19 protein-coding genes are annotated in these 15668 nt (G+C 75.4%); 12 read left to right on the top strand and 7 right to left on the bottom strand.

Annotated features, from left to right (window positions below; translation table 11 throughout):
- Positions 1-4: 4 nt before the first annotated feature.
- Positions 5-808: an inositol monophosphatase family protein gene (locus tag ACFVN3_RS12645; protein ID WP_378233196.1), complete on the bottom strand. Its 804-nt coding sequence runs from the start codon at positions 806-808 to the stop codon at positions 5-7.
- A 112-nt stretch (positions 809-920) separates the two neighbouring features.
- Complete coding sequence (locus ACFVN3_RS12640; RefSeq protein WP_021483180.1) at positions 921-1265, bottom strand: RNA polymerase-binding protein RbpA; 345 nt, start codon at positions 1263-1265, stop codon at positions 921-923.
- 365 nt (positions 1266-1630) lie between these two features.
- On the opposite strand from ACFVN3_RS12640, the gene ACFVN3_RS12635 reads away from it, so the two are divergent.
- From ACFVN3_RS12635 to ACFVN3_RS12625, 3 genes are all read left to right on the top strand, one after another.
- Complete coding sequence (locus ACFVN3_RS12635; protein WP_087472056.1) at positions 1631-2818, top strand: LLM class flavin-dependent oxidoreductase; 1188 nt, start codon at positions 1631-1633, stop codon at positions 2816-2818.
- A 171-nt stretch (positions 2819-2989) separates the two neighbouring features.
- Complete coding sequence (locus ACFVN3_RS12630; RefSeq protein WP_378233195.1) at positions 2990-3628, top strand: CE1759 family FMN reductase; 639 nt, start codon at positions 2990-2992, stop codon at positions 3626-3628.
- 151 nt (positions 3629-3779) lie between these two features.
- Entirely contained in the window at positions 3780-4529 is a 750-nt protein-coding gene (locus ACFVN3_RS12625) for a hypothetical protein (protein ID WP_378233194.1), read from the top strand.
- 27 nt (positions 4530-4556) lie between these two features.
- Here the strand turns inward: ACFVN3_RS12625 and ACFVN3_RS12620 are convergent, their stop codons facing one another.
- Positions 4557-4997, bottom strand: a complete 441-nt coding sequence (locus ACFVN3_RS12620) for a pyridoxamine 5'-phosphate oxidase family protein (protein ID WP_378233192.1) — start codon at positions 4995-4997, stop codon at positions 4557-4559.
- 99 nt (positions 4998-5096) lie between these two features.
- Between ACFVN3_RS12620 and ACFVN3_RS12615 the strand changes: the two genes are divergently transcribed.
- Entirely contained in the window at positions 5097-5879 is a 783-nt protein-coding gene (locus tag ACFVN3_RS12615; RefSeq protein WP_378233190.1) for a class I SAM-dependent DNA methyltransferase, read from the top strand.
- Positions 5880-5891: 12 nt separating this feature from the next.
- Positions 5892-6368: a hypothetical protein gene (locus ACFVN3_RS12610; protein ID WP_378233189.1), complete on the top strand. Its 477-nt coding sequence runs from the start codon at positions 5892-5894 to the stop codon at positions 6366-6368.
- A gap of 24 nt (positions 6369-6392) precedes the next feature.
- On the opposite strand, the gene ACFVN3_RS12605 is transcribed toward ACFVN3_RS12610, so the two are convergent.
- Complete coding sequence (locus ACFVN3_RS12605) at positions 6393-7151, bottom strand: DinB family protein (RefSeq protein ID WP_378233188.1); 759 nt, start codon at positions 7149-7151, stop codon at positions 6393-6395.
- 266 nt (positions 7152-7417) lie between these two features.
- Here ACFVN3_RS12605 and ACFVN3_RS12600 point away from each other — a divergent pair, with 266 nt between their 5' ends.
- Entirely contained in the window at positions 7418-7942 is a 525-nt protein-coding gene (locus ACFVN3_RS12600) for a putative immunity protein (protein WP_378233187.1), read from the top strand.
- A gap of 50 nt (positions 7943-7992) precedes the next feature.
- Here ACFVN3_RS12600 and ACFVN3_RS12595 read toward each other — a convergent pair whose 3' ends face one another.
- Entirely contained in the window at positions 7993-8415 is a 423-nt protein-coding gene (locus ACFVN3_RS12595; RefSeq protein WP_378233185.1) for a hypothetical protein, read from the bottom strand.
- 175 nt (positions 8416-8590) lie between these two features.
- Between ACFVN3_RS12595 and ACFVN3_RS12590 the strand changes: the two genes are divergently transcribed.
- From ACFVN3_RS12590 to ACFVN3_RS12565, 6 genes are all read left to right on the top strand, one after another.
- Positions 8591-9064 carry a hypothetical protein gene (locus ACFVN3_RS12590; RefSeq protein ID WP_378233184.1) on the top strand — a complete coding sequence of 158 codons (474 nt, stop codon included), beginning with the start codon at positions 8591-8593 and terminating at the stop codon, positions 9062-9064.
- Positions 9065-9372: 308 nt separating this feature from the next.
- A complete protein-coding gene (locus tag ACFVN3_RS12585; protein WP_378233183.1) occupies positions 9373-9990 on the top strand; it encodes a histidine phosphatase family protein in 618 nt (205 codons plus the stop codon).
- A 112-nt stretch (positions 9991-10102) separates the two neighbouring features.
- Positions 10103-11164 carry a tyrosine-type recombinase/integrase gene (locus tag ACFVN3_RS12580; protein WP_378233181.1) on the top strand — a complete coding sequence of 354 codons (1062 nt, stop codon included), beginning with the start codon at positions 10103-10105 and terminating at the stop codon, positions 11162-11164.
- Positions 11165-11197: 33 nt separating this feature from the next.
- A complete protein-coding gene (locus tag ACFVN3_RS12575) occupies positions 11198-12667 on the top strand; it encodes a PQQ-binding-like beta-propeller repeat protein (RefSeq protein ID WP_378233180.1) in 1470 nt (489 codons plus the stop codon).
- Between the two features lie 140 nt (positions 12668-12807).
- Positions 12808-13077 (top strand): Rho termination factor N-terminal domain-containing protein, encoded by a 270-nt coding sequence (locus tag ACFVN3_RS12570; protein WP_378233179.1) that lies wholly within the window; start codon positions 12808-12810, stop codon positions 13075-13077.
- A 102-nt stretch (positions 13078-13179) separates the two neighbouring features.
- Entirely contained in the window at positions 13180-14433 is a 1254-nt protein-coding gene (locus ACFVN3_RS12565) for a phosphatidylserine/phosphatidylglycerophosphate/cardiolipin synthase family protein (protein ID WP_378233178.1), read from the top strand.
- A gap of 61 nt (positions 14434-14494) precedes the next feature.
- Here the strand turns inward: ACFVN3_RS12565 and ACFVN3_RS12560 are convergent, their stop codons facing one another.
- Positions 14495-14758 (bottom strand): DUF2510 domain-containing protein, encoded by a 264-nt coding sequence (locus ACFVN3_RS12560; protein ID WP_378233177.1) that lies wholly within the window; start codon positions 14756-14758, stop codon positions 14495-14497.
- Entirely contained in the window at positions 14755-15597 is an 843-nt protein-coding gene (locus ACFVN3_RS12555) for an MBL fold metallo-hydrolase (RefSeq protein WP_378233176.1), read from the bottom strand. Before ACFVN3_RS12555 ends, ACFVN3_RS12560 begins: the two co-directional genes overlap by 4 nt.
- Positions 15598-15668: the final 71 nt, after the last annotated feature.

Below are 15668 nucleotides of genomic sequence, written 5' to 3'. Positions count from 1 at the left end.
GGGGTCAGGCCCGCTGGTCGCGGACCGCCCGGAGGAGCGCGGCGTGGGTGGTCGCGTCCGCGGCCGCGACGAGACCGCCCGCACCGGAGTGCACGGGCCGGCCGTCGAGGTCGCTCACCGTGCAGCCCGCGGCGACGCACAGCGCGATGCCGGCGGCGAAGTGCACGCTGCCCTCCAGGTCGCCGTCGGTGACAAAGGCGGCTCGACGCCCGGCGGCGACCCAGGCGAGGGCCAGCGTCGTGGAGCCGACGCGCGGGCGGAACCGTGCCGTGAACGCGGTGCCGGTCAGCAGGCGCGCGGTGCGGAACGCCGGGGCGCGCGGGAAGGGCGGGTCGAGGTTGAGGTCGACCAGGCCCGGCCCCAGGGTCGGCACGAGCGGGCCGTCGCCCTCGGCCGTGCGCCGGCCCGCGCGGTCGCCGTCGCACCACAGCACCTCGTGCGCGAACGGGTCGGCCACGGCGGCGACGGTGGTGCGGCCGCGCACCTGCAGGGCGACGTTCACGGCGACGGCGGTGGTGCCCACGGCGTAGTTCAGCGTGCCGCACAGCGGGTCGACGAGCCAGCGTCGCGGTGCGTCGTGCGCTCCCGACTCTCCCGACTCCTCGCCGGTGACGGCGTCGTGCGGCCGCGCGGCGCGCAGCACGTCGAGCACCGCGCGCTCGGCGGCGAGGTCGGCGCTGGTCGCGAGGTCGCCGTCGGGCTTGGCGAACCGTTCCAGGTCCGTCCCGTGCTGCGCGCGCAGGACGCCGGCCGCGGCCGACGCCGCGGCGACGGCCACCTCGACGTCGAGGGTCGCGGGCGTGAGCACGGGGCGAGCGTAGCGGGGCGCGGTCGGTGCGGCGCTCCGCCGGCGACGCGCGAGAGGCCCGGACCCCACCTGGGGTCCGGGCCTTTCCGGTCGTCGGTCGACCGTGCGGGTGTCAGGCGCTGCGGCGCAGCTTGCCGGCGCGCAGGAGGCCGAGGCGCTCGTCGAGCAGCTCCTCGAGCTCGGAGATCGTGCGGCGCTCGAGGAGCATGTCCCAGTGGGTGCGGGCGGGCTTGCCGGCCTTGGGCTCGGGACGCTCCGCGTCGCGCAGCAGCGCCTCGGCGCCGCAGCGGCACTCCCACACCGGGGGGACCTCGGCGTCGGTCGAGAACGGCAGGATGATGGTGTGCCCGTTGGGGCAGTCATAGTGCGCCTGGAAGCGGGGGGCGAAGTCGACGCCCTCGTCCGACTCCATGCTCTTCGCACCGATGCTCATCCCGCGCAGCGAACGGTCGGCCATGGTGTCCTCCTGAGGGGTCTTCGGGGGTGGGTGGGCGCGCCCGGTGGGGTGCGGGCAGCGGCCCGGTCTACGAGAGGCAACGCCTCACCGTCGGTCGGTGTTCCGACGCGTCGTGAAGGTCCGGTGAACGTCGCGGGGTGTCCGCGGCCTGGCGGCCCCCACGGCGTCGAGCCGGTCCGCCTCGGCGCGTCGCGGTCCCAGGCTCCCGGGTTTCGATGCCCGACGCAACTCGTCACGGCCGCCGCCGCCCGGACGTGCGCACGCTCACACCGGCACCGGAAGTGCCCGGGAACAAACCCGGGGGGTGCCGGGTTGAGCGGCATGTACATGCAAACGCATCGACCTAGGACTCACGGGAGCACACCATGCAGTTCGGCATCTTCACCGTCGGCGACGTCACGACGGACCCCACGACGGGCCGGACCCCCGACGACACCGAGCGTGTGCGCGCGATGCTGACCATCGCCAAGCACGCGGACGAGGCGGGCCTGGACGTCTTCGCCACGGGCGAGCACCACAACCCTCCGTTCGTCCCGTCCTCGCCGACGACCATGCTCGGCTACCTCGCCGGTGTGACGAAGAACATCGTCCTGTCGACGTCCACGACCCTCATCACGACGAACGACCCGGTGCGCCTCGCGGAGGAGTACGCGATGCTCCAGGTCATCTCCGACGGGCGCATGGACCTCATGATGGGGCGCGGCAACACCGGCCCGGTGTACCCGTGGTTCGGGCAGGACATCCGCAACGGCATCCCGCTCGCGATCGAGAACTACGCGCTGCTGCGGCGCCTGTGGACCGAGGACGTCGTGGACTGGGAGGGCAAGTTCCGCACCCCGCTCCAGGGCTTCACCTCCACGCCGCGCCCGCTGGACGGCGTGCCGCCGTTCGTGTGGCACGGGTCGATCCGCAGCCCCGAGATCGCCGAGCAGGCGGCCTACTACGGCGACGGGTTCTTCCACAACAACATCTTCTGGCCCATCAGCCACACGAAGCAGATGGTGCAGTTCTACCGTCAGCGCTGGGAGCACCACGGCCACGGCCCCGCGGACACCGCGATCGTCGGCCTCGGCGGCCAGGTGTTCCTGCGCAAGGACTCCCAGAAGGCGTGGGACGAGTTCCGCCCCTACTTCGACAACGCGCCCGTGTACGGGCACGGCCCGTCGATGGAGGACTTCACGCGCGAGACGCCGCTCACCGTCGGCTCCCCGCAGCAGGTGATCGACCGGTACGCCGCGATGCGCGAGCACGTGGGCGACTACCAGCGTCAGCTGTTCCTCATGGACCACGCCGGCCTGCCGCTCAAGACGGTGCTCGAGCAGATCGACCTCCTCGCGGGCGAGGTCGTGCCCGTGCTCCGCAAGGAGATGGAGGCCGCGCGGCCCGCGCACGTGCCGGCGAACCCGCCGAGCCACGCCGAGCGCGTCGCCGCGGCCCGCGCCGCCGGGACCGAGGGTGCCGCGCACGTCGGCGGCACCGAGGACCGCTGGACCGGGCGCACCGCCGAGGACGACCAGGAGCCGGCGAAGGCCGGCGCCGCGTTCGGGCTGTGACCCGCGCCGTCCCGCGGCCGACGTCACCGGCCGCGGGACCGGCCGCCCGACGGCGTACGGTCGAGGGGTGCCCCGCGCACCCGCTCGACCGGCCGCCGTCGGGCACCCCGCACCACCCGGCCCGGTGACGGGCCGGCCCCCGCACGACACGCCACACCCCAGGAGCACCGCATGACCGCCAGCACCCCCGCCCCGGACCGCCGCCTCGTCGTGGTGTCCGCCGGGCTGTCCAAGCCGTCCTCCACGCGCCTGCTCGCCGACCGGCTCGGCGAGGCCACCGTGCGCGAGCTCCAGGGGCTCGGCGTGAGCGCCGAGGTCGAGACCGTCGAGCTGCGCGACCACGCGCACGCCGTCGTCGATGCCATGCTCACCGGCTTCCCCACGGGCGAGCTCGCGGGGGTCCTCGAGCGCCTCACCGCCGCCGACGGGATCGTCGTGACCACCCCGCTGTTCACCACCACGTACTCCGGGCTGCTCAAGTCGTTCGTCGACATCCTCGACAAGGACTCGCTCACCGGCACGCCCGTGCTGCTCGGTGCGACCGGCGGCACCTCGCGCCACTCGCTCGCGCTCGAGTACTCCCTGCGGCCCCTGTTCACCTACCTGCGGGCCGACGTCGCCACGACGTCCGTGTTCGCCGCGACCGACGACTGGGCGGCCGCCGAGGCCGACGCCGGCGGCGGGCTGCCCGCCCGCATCGCGCGCGCGGGCCGCGAGCTCGCGGAGAAGGTCGCCCTGCGCAAGAACACCGGCCCCGCCGACCCGTTCGCGGCCACGCCCGACTTCACGGCGCTGCTCGGCGGGCTCTGACCCGCGCCCTGACTGCGCGCCCCCGGCCACCGGTGCTCCCGGCCGGGGGCGCGCTCACGTCTCCCTGACCTGCGACGACGCCACCCGAGGGGTTGCCCTCGGCCGGTGTCGCGCGGCAGGATCGGAGGACCGACGACGACGGGGGAGCACCATGAGCACCAGCGCGACCGAGGGCCACACCGAGGTGCACCCGGCAGGACCCGCCCCGGAGCCCGGCGTCGAGCCCGTCGCCCCCGTCACGGTCGCCGTCCCGGTCGTCGAGGCGCTCGCCACGCACGTGGACGACCCCCGCCCCCCGGCCCCGCCCCGTCGGCGGCCCGTCGGCGTCGTGACGGTCCCCGGCAGGGCACCCGACACCTCGCGTTTCGCCGCCGCGCCCCGCTACCCGGCCATGTTCCACGTCGCGGGCGGGCGGCTCGTGTGGGACGGCGCACGGCTGCGCCTCGTCCGCGGCGACGACACCGTGCTCGAGCCCGCCGGGCGACCCGTCGTGACCGTCACCGGGGACGGGCCGACCGTCGTCGTGACCTGGCGCGACGAGCACCCAGGTGCCCGGTCCACCCGCGCCGTCCTGCTCGAGGGGTCCTCCGCCCGCTTCGCCCGGTTCGCGCGCTCGCTCGCGGACACGCGCCCCGGGAGCGTCGTCGTCGACGACAGGACCGTGCCCTCGCCGCGCGTGCCGCGCCTCCAGCCCGACCAGGCGGGCACCGCCCGACGCCCCGGCGTGTTCGCCCGCGCCCTGTGGCGCGTCGTCGGGCGCGGCGCACCCGCCGCGAGCGCCAGCACGGGCGACGGGGGAGCGGCGCTGGTCCCCCGGCTCGAACGGCTCGCCGCCCTGCACCGCGCCGGCGACCTCACCGACACCGAGTTCGTGCGCGCGAAGCAGGCGCTGCTCGGCTGAACGGGTCCGATCGGGGACGGGCTGCCGTCAGTCCCCGCTCGGACCCCACCCGGTCACGTCGACCTCCGTCATGGCGGACCGGCCGTCACGAAAGTCCCCGTACCGCGCCCAGGCGAGCGCGACCCGCAGCAGCACGATGCCGTCGTCGGCCAGCGACCCCGCGAACTGCGGGAACGACGCCACGTACGCCGCGGCGCAGCGCTCCCGGTCCGCACCGGCAGGGACGTCCGCCGTGCCCTCGCACTGGAGCGTCGTCCCGTCCGTGCCGCCCACGGTCACCGCGACGCGCGGGTCCCGGGCCAGGTTCGCCACCTTGCGCGACGTCGCGCGCGCGTCGAACACCAGCTCGCCCGCGCCCGTCGCCGCCACCGCGAGGAACGCGGCCTGGGGTGCGCCGTCGTCGCCGAGGGACGCCACGACGCCCCACCCCTGAGAACGGACATAGCCGACGAACGTCTCACGATCCATGCCGCCACCGTAGCGTCCGGCACCGCCGGACCGGAGCCACCGAGGACGGCGACACGAATTCCCTGGACGGTCACGAATGCCGCCTGACACCGTCGCACGATGACGGACCCCAGCACCGACCTCGCCGGCACCGACCAGGAGAGCCTTTGGGACGCCGGTGCCGCCGCACGGTACGACACCCCGGGCGAGGGCATGTTCGCACCCGACGTCCTCGACCCCGCCGTCGACCGGCTCGCGGCGCTCGCGGGCCGGGGGAGCGCGGTCGAGCTCGCCGTCGGCACCGGCCGGGTCGCGATCCCGCTCGCCGCGCGCGGCGTGCCCGTGACCGGCATCGAGATCTCCCGGCACATGGTCGCCCGGCTCCGCGAGAAGGTCGACGAGACGGTCCTGCCCGTCGTCGTCGGGGACATGGCCACCGCCCGGGTACCCGGGGAGCACACGCTCGTCTACCTGGTGTTCAACACGATCGCGAACCTGCTCACCCAGGACGCCCAGGTCGAGTGCTTCCGCAACGCCGCCCGCCACCTCGCCCCTGGGGGCCGGTTCGTCGTCGAGCTCTGGGTCCCCGAGCTGCGCGCCCTCCCGCCCGGCCGCACCGCGACCGTCTGGTACGACGAGCCCGGCTCCCTCGGCGTCGACACCTACGACGTCCTGCACCAGCGCGTCGTGTCCCACCACGTCCGGTTCGACGACGGCCGCGCCACGGTAGGACGCACGCCCCACCGGTACGTCTGGCCCGCCGAGCTCGACCTCATGGCCCGCCTCGCCGGCCTCGAGCTCGAGACCCGGCACGCCGGATGGGCGGGGGAGCCGTTCACCGCCGAGTCCCGCTCCCACGTGTCCGTGTACCGGCGCCCGCCGCACCCGTCCTCCGCGTCGTGATATCCAACGTCGATGGACCACACCCGTCGTCGTACCGGACCAGTCGTCCTCGCCACCGCCGTGCTCGCCGCCCTCACCGCCTGCTCCGGCGCGGTGACGGCCCAAGACCTCGTGACCCGCCTCGCCGACGCGCCCGTCCCCGACGACGCCCTCCCCGGCACGATGACGCCCGACGAGATGGACCCCGACTCGGCCCGACGCCTGGGCGAGCTCGACGGAGTCACCTTCTACACCGGTACCGGCAGCCGCGACGGGCAGGACGTCGTCTGCCTCGTCACCGTCGTGCCGGGAGACACCCCGCAGGACGACGCGGGAGCCGCCACGTGCTGCCTCGTCACCGACCTCGACGACTCCGACCTCCCGCTCAACCTCGCCGCCCCGGACGGGACACGAGTCACCGCGGTCCTCGTCCCCGACGGCCTCCCCACCGATGCCGACCTCACCCGCGTCACACCCAACCTCGCCGCCGTGGTCTCACGCACCCCCTGAACCCCGGTGCCCAGGCCACCCCGCTCAGCCTCCGGACGACGCCTCGATCGTGCCCAGGTCGCGCACCGCGAAGCGGTGGTGCTCCCACTCCTCCTCGAGGATCACGTGCATGCACGACAACGTCGTCTCCGGGTACTGCGGCGACCACGGGTTGCGCCGCACCACCGCCAGCTCCTCCGACGTCACGCCGGCCAGAAAGTCCCGCACCATCGCCACCCGGCCCGCGCGCGCGTCCAGCACGTCCGCGTACGACGGCGTCCCCGTCATGAACACCGACACGTCCAGCCCGTCCTCCGCCGCCTGGGGTCCCGCCTGCCCCAGCGGGTGGAACGGCTGCTCCACCTCCAGCACCGCCCGCCCCAACCACGCGTCCGTCGCCAGCACCAGGTGCCGCAACGTCTGCGCGAACGACCACTCGCCGTCCACGGACACGTCCACGGCGCTCGCGGGCAGCGCCGCCGCCCGGTCGAGCGTCACCGCCCACGTCGACTCCAGCGCCGCCCACGCCGCACGCAAACCCTCCGGGTCGCCGGCCCGACGCAGCTCCCGCCCCGGGAACCGGCGGTCCAGCTCCGCCTCCACGAAGCCCGTCACGTCGACCCCGTTCACGCGGAAGGTCGCGTCGCCGTCCGCGAGCCAGGGCGCGTCGATGTCGGCCCCCTCCACCTGCACGCCCCGCATGACCACGCCGGACAGGTCGGACTCCACGAACCGTGCCCCGTGCAGGTCAACGCCGTCGAACGTCGCGCCCCGCAGGTCGTCCGAACGGGTGAACCGGGCCATGAGACGCCTCCTCGAGGATGCGACCCGCCCGCGGACCCGACCGGCCCGGGGGAGAGGGGCCGAATCGGCGACAGTGCCACACCAGGGCATCCGGGCGGGGGAGAGGCATGCACCTCGACGAGCGGGGACGACGAACGCACCGTACGCCGCCCCGCCCACACCCACCAGACGACGACGCGACCACGTGCGCATCGACCATGCAGTCCCGACAACGCCGCACCGGCGACAGGCTGGTCCGGGGCACCGGCCTGGGGGAGCATCGGGCCATGCCGATCCTGCCCACCGTACGCGACCCCCGGCTCATCACCGTCCGCCGCGGCGGCACCCTCACCGACGACCACCACCGCCAGCTCGCCCGATGGGCCGTCGAGTGCACCGAGCACGTCCTGCCCCTCTTCGAGGAAGCCCGTCCCGACGACACCCGACCTCGTGACGCCCTCGACGTCGCCCGCGCCTGGATCCGCGGCGAGGTCCCCATGAAGACCGCGCACAGCACCGCCTTCGTCGCCAACGCCGCCGGCCGCGACCAGCCCGCACCCGTCAAGTACGCGGCGCTCGCGGCCGGGCAGGCGGTGGCGGTCGCCCACGTCGCGGCGCACGACCTCGGCGCGGCCGCGTACGCGATCCGGGCGGCGGTCGCGGATGCCGCGGCGCGGGGCGAGGACCCCGAGGCGGCGCGCCTCGCGGAGCGCGACTGGCAGCGCGAGCGCATCCCGGCCGAGCTGCGCGAGCTCGTCCTGGACGACCAGCGCCGCCGCAGCGCGATCTGCTGGGACGTGTTCGACGACTGAGGCCGGGCCGGTCGCCGGAACGCGGACCGGGTGGGCGGACGTCCGGGGCTTCAGCGCAGGAGGTCGTCGTACGCGGCGAGGGGGATACGGCCCTCCGCCGCGGCAGCGACGTCCTGGTCGCCCGCGACGAGGACGTCGGCCTGGAGCACGGCCACCGCCACGTACTCGGCGACTGCCGTGTCGTCCGCGTCGAGCTCGCGGGCGATCCGCCACGCCGTGGCCCGCGAGACGCGGTCGCCGAGCAGCCGGATCTTCAGCGAGGCGATGCCCTCCAGGCGGGCGCGCGCGGTCTTCTCGTCGAGCACGCCACGGCGCACGTCGCGGTAGAGCATCGACAGCGCGTGGCTGCGCAGGACCGTAGGGCCGACGAGCGGGCGACGCGCACCGAGGCCGACGTCGTCCTGCACGAGGCGCAGCGCGGTGACGGCGTCGATCGCGCACCGGGAGGACGGTTCGAGGACGACGGATCCCATGGCAGCCAGTAGACACCCGAGGACCCACGACGGCCCGGGAACCGCCCGTGGGAGGCGGGACGAGAGGCCTGCTGGACCCCTTCCACGCAACGCCGATAATGTGCATTATGTCATTTCGTCGTCGAAGAGGCCGCCCCGGCGCATCACGGAGGGCCGTCGCGCGCTCCCCTTCGTCATGAGCACGACGACGTACGCACCCCGGCTCGACACGCTCCGATCCGCTGCCCGCGCCACGGACCGGAGCGACGGTCCACGGTTGCTCGCGAGCCTGGCGGCGTTCGCGCCGTCCCGGGCGTCGTCAGGAACCGTCTCCGGGACGTTCGCCCAGGCGTCGCCGTTCGCCGAGCTCGCTCCGGACGGACGTCGGCCTCGACGGATCGTCGCGACGATGCTCGCGACACTGGCCTGGGTCCCGGTGCTCGTGCTGACCCTCGTCGCGTTCGTGGTCGTCGGCGTCGCCGCCGGCGCGGCGACCGTCGTCGTGTGGGCCTGGCGCTCGGTGTCCCCCGCGCGGGCGTCGCAGGCCAGGCCTCGTGGCGCCGACGCGCCTCGAGGCGAGCTCGAGCCGTCGGCCCCGCAAGCTACCTCGGCGGTCCGGCCCGGCGGGCGACGCCTGGTGCGGGATCGCACGCTGGGCTACGATGCCTAAAATCGGACAGACAGCGCAAACCATTGTGTTTAGGTCAACAGCGTGGTGACGCACCGTCGCCGCCCCTTGTGACCGCATCATGGCCCACCTGGGTGCGGCGCGTCGGTACCGTCCGCCCGGACCAGCCCGGGCATGTCCCCCGAGCGTCGCTCCCCTACGCTCGCGCCTCACACCCGCGTCCCGGTCTCCCGGCACCCTGCGCGTGTGCCAGTCTGGGGCTCGTGCCCGACGTCGACGGTCCCCGGACGCCCTTCCCTCCCCCGCCGTTGCCCGAGGTCGTCGGCGCGCGCGAGCGCACGGTACACGTCGTGACCCATCCCGAGGCGACGCACCACGTCGAGGGCCTGGTCGGCGGCGTCCACGACTCCGACCTCACCACGCGCGGCGCACGGCAGGCGGCCCAGGTCGCGGCGGCGCTGCGTGCCCGGATCCCGCGCGACGCCGCGGTCGACGTCGTCACGTCAGACCTCCTGCGCACGCGCCGCACCGCGACCGCGATCGGCGAGGCGCTCGGCGTCGCGCCGCGCCTGGACGCCCGGCTGCGCGAGGCGTCCTACGGCGACGCGGGCGGGCGTCCGCAGGCCTGGCTCGACGCGCGGTTCGTCCCGCCGCCGGCGGCGGGCGACCGCCTGCGGCACGACGTGGGCGTCGCCGGCGCGGAGACGAGGCTCGACGTCGCGCTGCGGGTGTACGAGGCGACGACGGACCTGCTCCGCCGCGCCGTGGACCACCAGGTGGTCGTCACGCACGGGTTCGCGGCGACGTTCGTCGTCGCGGCATGGATCGGGATGCCGGTCGAAGCCGCGGGGCACGTCGCGTTCCCGGTCGCCTCCGGGAGCATCACGACCCTGCGCGAGGACGCTTTCTTCCGCAACCGCGGTGTGCTGAGCGTCGGGGACGTCGCGCACCTGGACGAGGGACGCTGAGCCGTCGATCCCGGCTCGCGGCGTCGGTGCAGGTCAGGGCGCCGTCCGGTCGCGTCGTTGTCGGTGGCACGACCTAGGCTGGCGGCGACCGCACCCCGAAGGAGGCCCGCTCATGGTCGCCCCGCCCCGCCTCGAGCGGATCACCGTCGCCGAGGCGGCCAACCGTTACCTCGCGTCCGTCGCCGCGCAGACCCTGCGGGGCGTCCTGTCGCCGACGACGCGCCGCAGCTACGAGCGGGACGTGGCGGAGTTCGCGCGGCTCGCGGGCCCGGCCCGGGTGCTGGACGACGTCGCCGGCGAGGACGTCGACGACGTCCTCCTGCGCTACCAGACCACTCCCGACGGCCGGTACGCGGACGCGTCGCGCAAGGAGGCGGGCGCGGGCCGCTCCGCCGCGACGGTCAACCGTTTCCGCCAGTCGGTCACACGCTTCTTCTCCCACGCGGCCCGCGAGGGCTGGGTCCAGGCCGACCCGATGCAGTGGGCCTCTCCCCCGGCCCGCCTCCGCGACGGGCTGCGCGTCGCCCGCACGGCGCTGTCCGCGGGCTCCGCGGCGTCGCTGCTCGAGGTCTCCGCCGCACGGGCGCAGGGGGACCCGGCCGTGGGGCGGCGCGACCAGGACCTCCAGCTCCGCGACCGGCTCGTCGTCGCGCTCCTGCTCGTCCTCGGCCCCCGCGTCTCCGAGCTCGAGCGCGCGAACCTCGACGACTTCTCCCGCGAGCCCGACCAGACGCGCTGGCGCATCCAGGGCAAGGGCGGACACGTCCGCACGGTGACGCTCTCTCCCCCGCTCGCGGCCGCGCTCGAGGAGTACCTGGAACGCTTGCGCCCTTCGCTCCTCGCCCGGCGCCCCGACGACCCGGACGCGCGGCGCGCGCTCCTGCTGTCCTGGCGCGGCCGACGCATCGACGCGCAGGCGGTGCGCGGCCTCCTGCGGCGCTGCGTCGCGCGCATGCCCCCGCAGTACCGGCGCGAGGCCACGCCCCACGCCCTGCGCCACACGACCGCGACCCTGCTGGCCGCCGAGGGGTGGGATGTGAAGGTCGTGGCCGAGCTCCTCGGGCACGCGTCCATCGCGACCACGGGCGTGTACCTCGACCGGATCGAGGGCGAGCTCGCCGCCGCCATCCGCGCCCACCCGCTCTCCGCGGCGCTCGAGCCGGTCGAGACCTGACGCCTGCCCCGCGAGGCGCGTAGCGTCACCGGTATGGCCTCGCTCCACCGGGTGGAGCTCGTCCCGGAGGACGAGCCCGCACCGGCCGGGCGCGGCGCACCCGCGGAGGGGGCCCACGGGCCCGCGGCACCGGCCCGACGACGTGCGCTGCCCCTGCGCGTCGTCGTGCCCCTCCTGCTGCTCGTCCTCGCCCTCGTCGCCGTCGGGACCTGGCGCACGACCACCGCGGAGCGGGGACGTCTCGCCCGGCCCGGCTCCGTCGTCTCCCTCGCGGTGGCGCCGGAGCCCGGCTGGGAGACGGACGCCGCCGCGCCGCGGCTCGCCGTGGTCGGCGACGGCGTGATCCTCGCCGTGGTCACCGGCGCCGGCGTGGACGGGTACGACGTCGCGTCCGGCGCGCGGCGATGGCAAGCCCTCGACCCGACGGCCTGGTGCGGGCCCGCCGCCGGCGAGACGTCGGCCCCGGCTCCGCGAGCCGCCGTCGTCACGTGCCTGACCGGCCCCGCGCTCGCTCCCGTCGCCCACGTCGTCGGCCCGGGCGGCCCGACGACGGACCCGGTGCCTCTCGGCGACGACCTCGGGCGCGCGGTCCCCGCACCCGACGGCACGGTCCTGCGCTGGTCGCGCACGGGCGGCGTCGTCCACCTCGCGCTCCAGGACGCCCGCACCGCGCAGGTGCGCTGGCAGCAGGACGTCCAGCCCGACGACGCGGAGCGCACCGCGATGTGCCGGCCCCAGGTCGCGGGCCAGGCCGCCGTCACCGTCGAGGACGACCTGCTCGTCGTGCGCGGGTGCCGCCTCAGCGCCGTCCTCACGCTCGGCGGGACCCGTCTGGACGCCCGCGGCGACGCGATCACGACGGCCGTCACGCCCCGAGCGGACGGCACCTTCTGGCGCACGACCGTCCGGCCCCCGGACCGCGCCGAGTCCACGCAGCTCCTCGCCCCGGACGGGACCGTCCACGCCGCCGTCGCCGGACGCCTGCTCGTCCCGCTCGCCGGGCCGGGCCGGGACGCGGCCTCCTGGCTCGTCACGACCCCGGGCGGGGTGCGCGCGCTCGCGTCCGCGCCCGGCCGGACCGCCGACGCACCGCGCGAGCTGTGGCGCGCCGACCTGTCCGTCGTGCAGGCCGTGGCGCTCGCGGACGACCGCGCGGTCCTCGCCACCGGCGGCGCGCTCGTCGCCCTGGACGCCCGCACGGGCGAGCAGGTGTGGTCGTGGCCGCGGTCCGCCCCGGGCACGTCCGCGGACGACGCCGGCGCCGGTGCCGGGCCGGATCTCGCGCGCGGCGTGACGGCCGCGTTCACCGACGGCGCGACGCTCGCCGTGGTCGTGCCCGACCCGGACACCCCGCGGCGCGCGCTCCTCGTCGGGCTGTCGCTCGACGACGGGGTCGTGCGCTGGCAGGCCGGGTACGACGCGGACCCGCGCGGCTTCGCCGCGGTGGCGGGGCGGGTCGTGCACGTGGACCCGAGCACGTCGCGCGTCACGGTGCTCGAATGAGGCGCTCCGCTGAGGTGGCGCAGCGAGGTGCCGAGGTGGGGTGTCGGTTGAGGTCCGCGTGCGAGCGGGCGACGGCGGGGCGAGCCTGGCAGGAGACCGGCCGCGTGCCGTGGTGGCCGGCACGAGACGAGGAGGACGCCGTGCCGAAGCGCGACCCCGGACCGAGCGTGAAGGACCCCGAGCTGTACGAGAAGCTGCGCGACGAGGGCGACTCGAAGGAGAAGGCGGCGCGCATCGCGAACGCCGCCGCGGGGTCGTCCCGCCAGAGCGTCGGACGCAAGGGCGGCAAGGCCGGCGACTACGACGACTGGACGGTCGAGAAGCTGCGCAGGCGTGCCGCGGAGATCGGCATCGAGGGCCGCTCCTCGATGCGCAAGGCCGAGCTGATCAAGGCCCTGCGCTCGCACTGACCCGGGCGTCCGGGGACCCGGACGCGGCGGGGGTGCGGGATCTCACCCGCGGCGCGCCTGTCCTGCGGTCGCGCCCGGAGTCGCGCCCGCTACGGTGAGTCCGTGCACCTGTCCCCCGACTCCGCCCTGCGCACCGCCCGCCGTCTGCTCTCCCGCGCGCTCGTGGTCGCCGTCGCGGCGCCGATCACGGTCGCGGGCGTGCTCGTCACCGCCGACGCGATCCGCAAGCGCCGCAACACGACCGAGGCGTCGTTCCCCCGCTCCTCGCCCGCGGACGTCGAGGTCGCGGGCACCACGACCACGGTCTTCACGTACGGCGAGGACGTCTACCGGGAGATGCTCGGCGCGATCCGCGGGGCGCAGCGCCGCATCCTGCTCGAGACGTACATCTGGAAGGCCGACGCGCTCGGCGAGGAGTTCAAGCAGGCGCTGGTCGAGGCGAGCGCGCGCGGCGTCGAGGTGTTCGTCGTCTACGACGGGTTCGCGAACCTCGTCGTCCCGCAGGCGTTCTTCGACCTGCCGGAGCCGATCCACGTCATCCGCTACCCCGTGTTCCGCCCGGGAGTGCTCATGCTCAACGTGCGCAAGTCGGGTCGCGACCACCGCAAGATCCTCGTGGTCGACGACGAGATCGCGTTCGTGGGCGGGTACAACATCGGTGCCCTGTACGCGACGCAGTGGCGCGACACGCACATCCGCCTCGTGGGCCCGAGCGCGTGGGAGCTGCGCAACGCGTTCGTCGACTTCTGGAACGCCAACCGGAAGCCCGGCCAGCCGCTGCTCGCCGACCCGGGGTCCGTGCACTGGGAGCCGCGACTGCGGGCGGCGCGCAACGCGCCCGCGCACCTCGTCTTCCCGATCCGCGGCATCTATCTCGACGCCATCGACCGCGCGAGCTCGCACGTGTACATCACGCAGGCGTACTTCATCCCCGACCGGGAGATCCTCGCAGCGCTCCTCGCGGCCGCGGCGCGCGGGGTCGACGTGCGCGTCCTGGTGCCCGAGCGCTCCAACCACGTGCTCGCGGACTGGCTGTCGCGCGGCCTCTACACGGCGTTGCTCAAGGGTGGGGTGCGCATCCACCTGTACCGGGACGCGATGGTGCATGCCAAGACCGCGACCATCGACGGCGCGTGGACGACGATCGGGACGGCCAACATCGACCGCTTGTCCCTCACCGGCAACTACGAGGTGAACCTCGAGATCACCGACCCCGGGGTGGCCGCGCAGATGGAGAAGGTGTTCGACGTCGACCTGTCGAACTCGCGCGAGCTCACGCTCGCCGAGTGGGACTCCCGCTCGGTGGCGGCCAAGCTCAGCGAGGTCGTCCTCACGCCCCTGCGGCCCCTGCTGTGACGCGCGGGCCCCGCACGGGGCCCGCAGCGAGAACCGTGTCGGGCGCGGGTGCTGCTCCGCGTCAGTCGCAGTAGTGGGGCGCCTCGCCGCAGATCACGCCCTGCACCATGAGGACGAAGAACCCCACGACGGCCGCGACGACCGCCAGCGCGAGGACCACGCCGAGCACGATCGCGACGATCGCGCCGGGGTGCATCCGGGGCCGGCCGCCGGAGCCCGCAGGACGGTCCCGGCCGTGCGGCGTCCACGCGCGCCCGTCGAACCAGCGCTCCGCCCGCACGCCCCACGGGTCCGGGTACCAGCCCGGCGGCGGGGCGGCGGTCACCGGGCGGCCTCGGAGCGGGCGGCGTCGGCCACCTCCTCCTCGGGGCGCGGGGGCACGGTCTCGTCGGCCTCGAGCAGGGCCACCTCGCCGTACTCCGGGTGCTCGTCCCGCAGCGCGCGGGCCGCGGCGTCACCGACCCCGTCCAGGCTCCCCGCGGCGACGTCGAGCGCCTCGCCGGGCGTGAGCGGCCGGTACGCGTACGTGCCGCCGGTGCGCTGCCCCCCGAGAAGACGGTCGACCATGCCGTGCCCCGCCGCCGAGAGCAGGGCGTCGTGCACGGGGACGACGACGCGCGGGTCGAGCTCGCGCACGAAGTCGATCGTCTCGGCGAGCTTGAGCCAGGGTGCGGCCACCGGCGCGAGGAGCACGTCGAGCCGCTCGCCCCCGAGCGCGTCCCCGTCCGGCGCCTCGAACGAGTCGCCGGGGTGCAGGAGCGTCGCACCGTCCCCGCGGACGAGATAGGTGACGTTCGCGATCCGGGGCACGTCGCGGTGGATCACCGCGTGCTGCCCACCGCCGACCACGACCTCCAGCCCGCCGAGGTCGAGACCGTCGCCCGGCACGACGACGTGCACGCGCGAGGACGTGCCCTCGGGCAGGGCAGGTCGCAGCGCGGCCACCACGGCCTCCGGCGCCCAGACCGTGAGCCCGGGCCGGGCCGCGAGGGCGGCACCGAGCGCGGCCGCGTCGACGTGGTCCGGGTGCTGGTGGGTGACGAGCACCGTGTCGGCGTCGCGCAGCGCACCCGCCGCGTCGCTGAACGTGCCCGGGTCGATCGCGACGACTTGCCCGCCGTGCCGCACCGTGATGCACGCGTGCCCGTGGAACGTGACTCGCATGGCTACTCCTCCGCTCGCCCTGCCCGGCGCGACGGCCGTCGCCTCAGGCTGCCACCCCGACCACGGGGTAC

Origin of the sequence: Cellulosimicrobium sp. NPDC057862 (genome assembly GCF_042797035.1) — a bacterium.
GTDB lineage: Bacteria > Actinomycetota > Actinomycetes > Actinomycetales > Cellulomonadaceae > Cellulosimicrobium.
The sequence above is the reverse complement of the archived record's forward strand: the minus strand, read 5'-3'. Positions and strand labels throughout refer to the sequence as shown.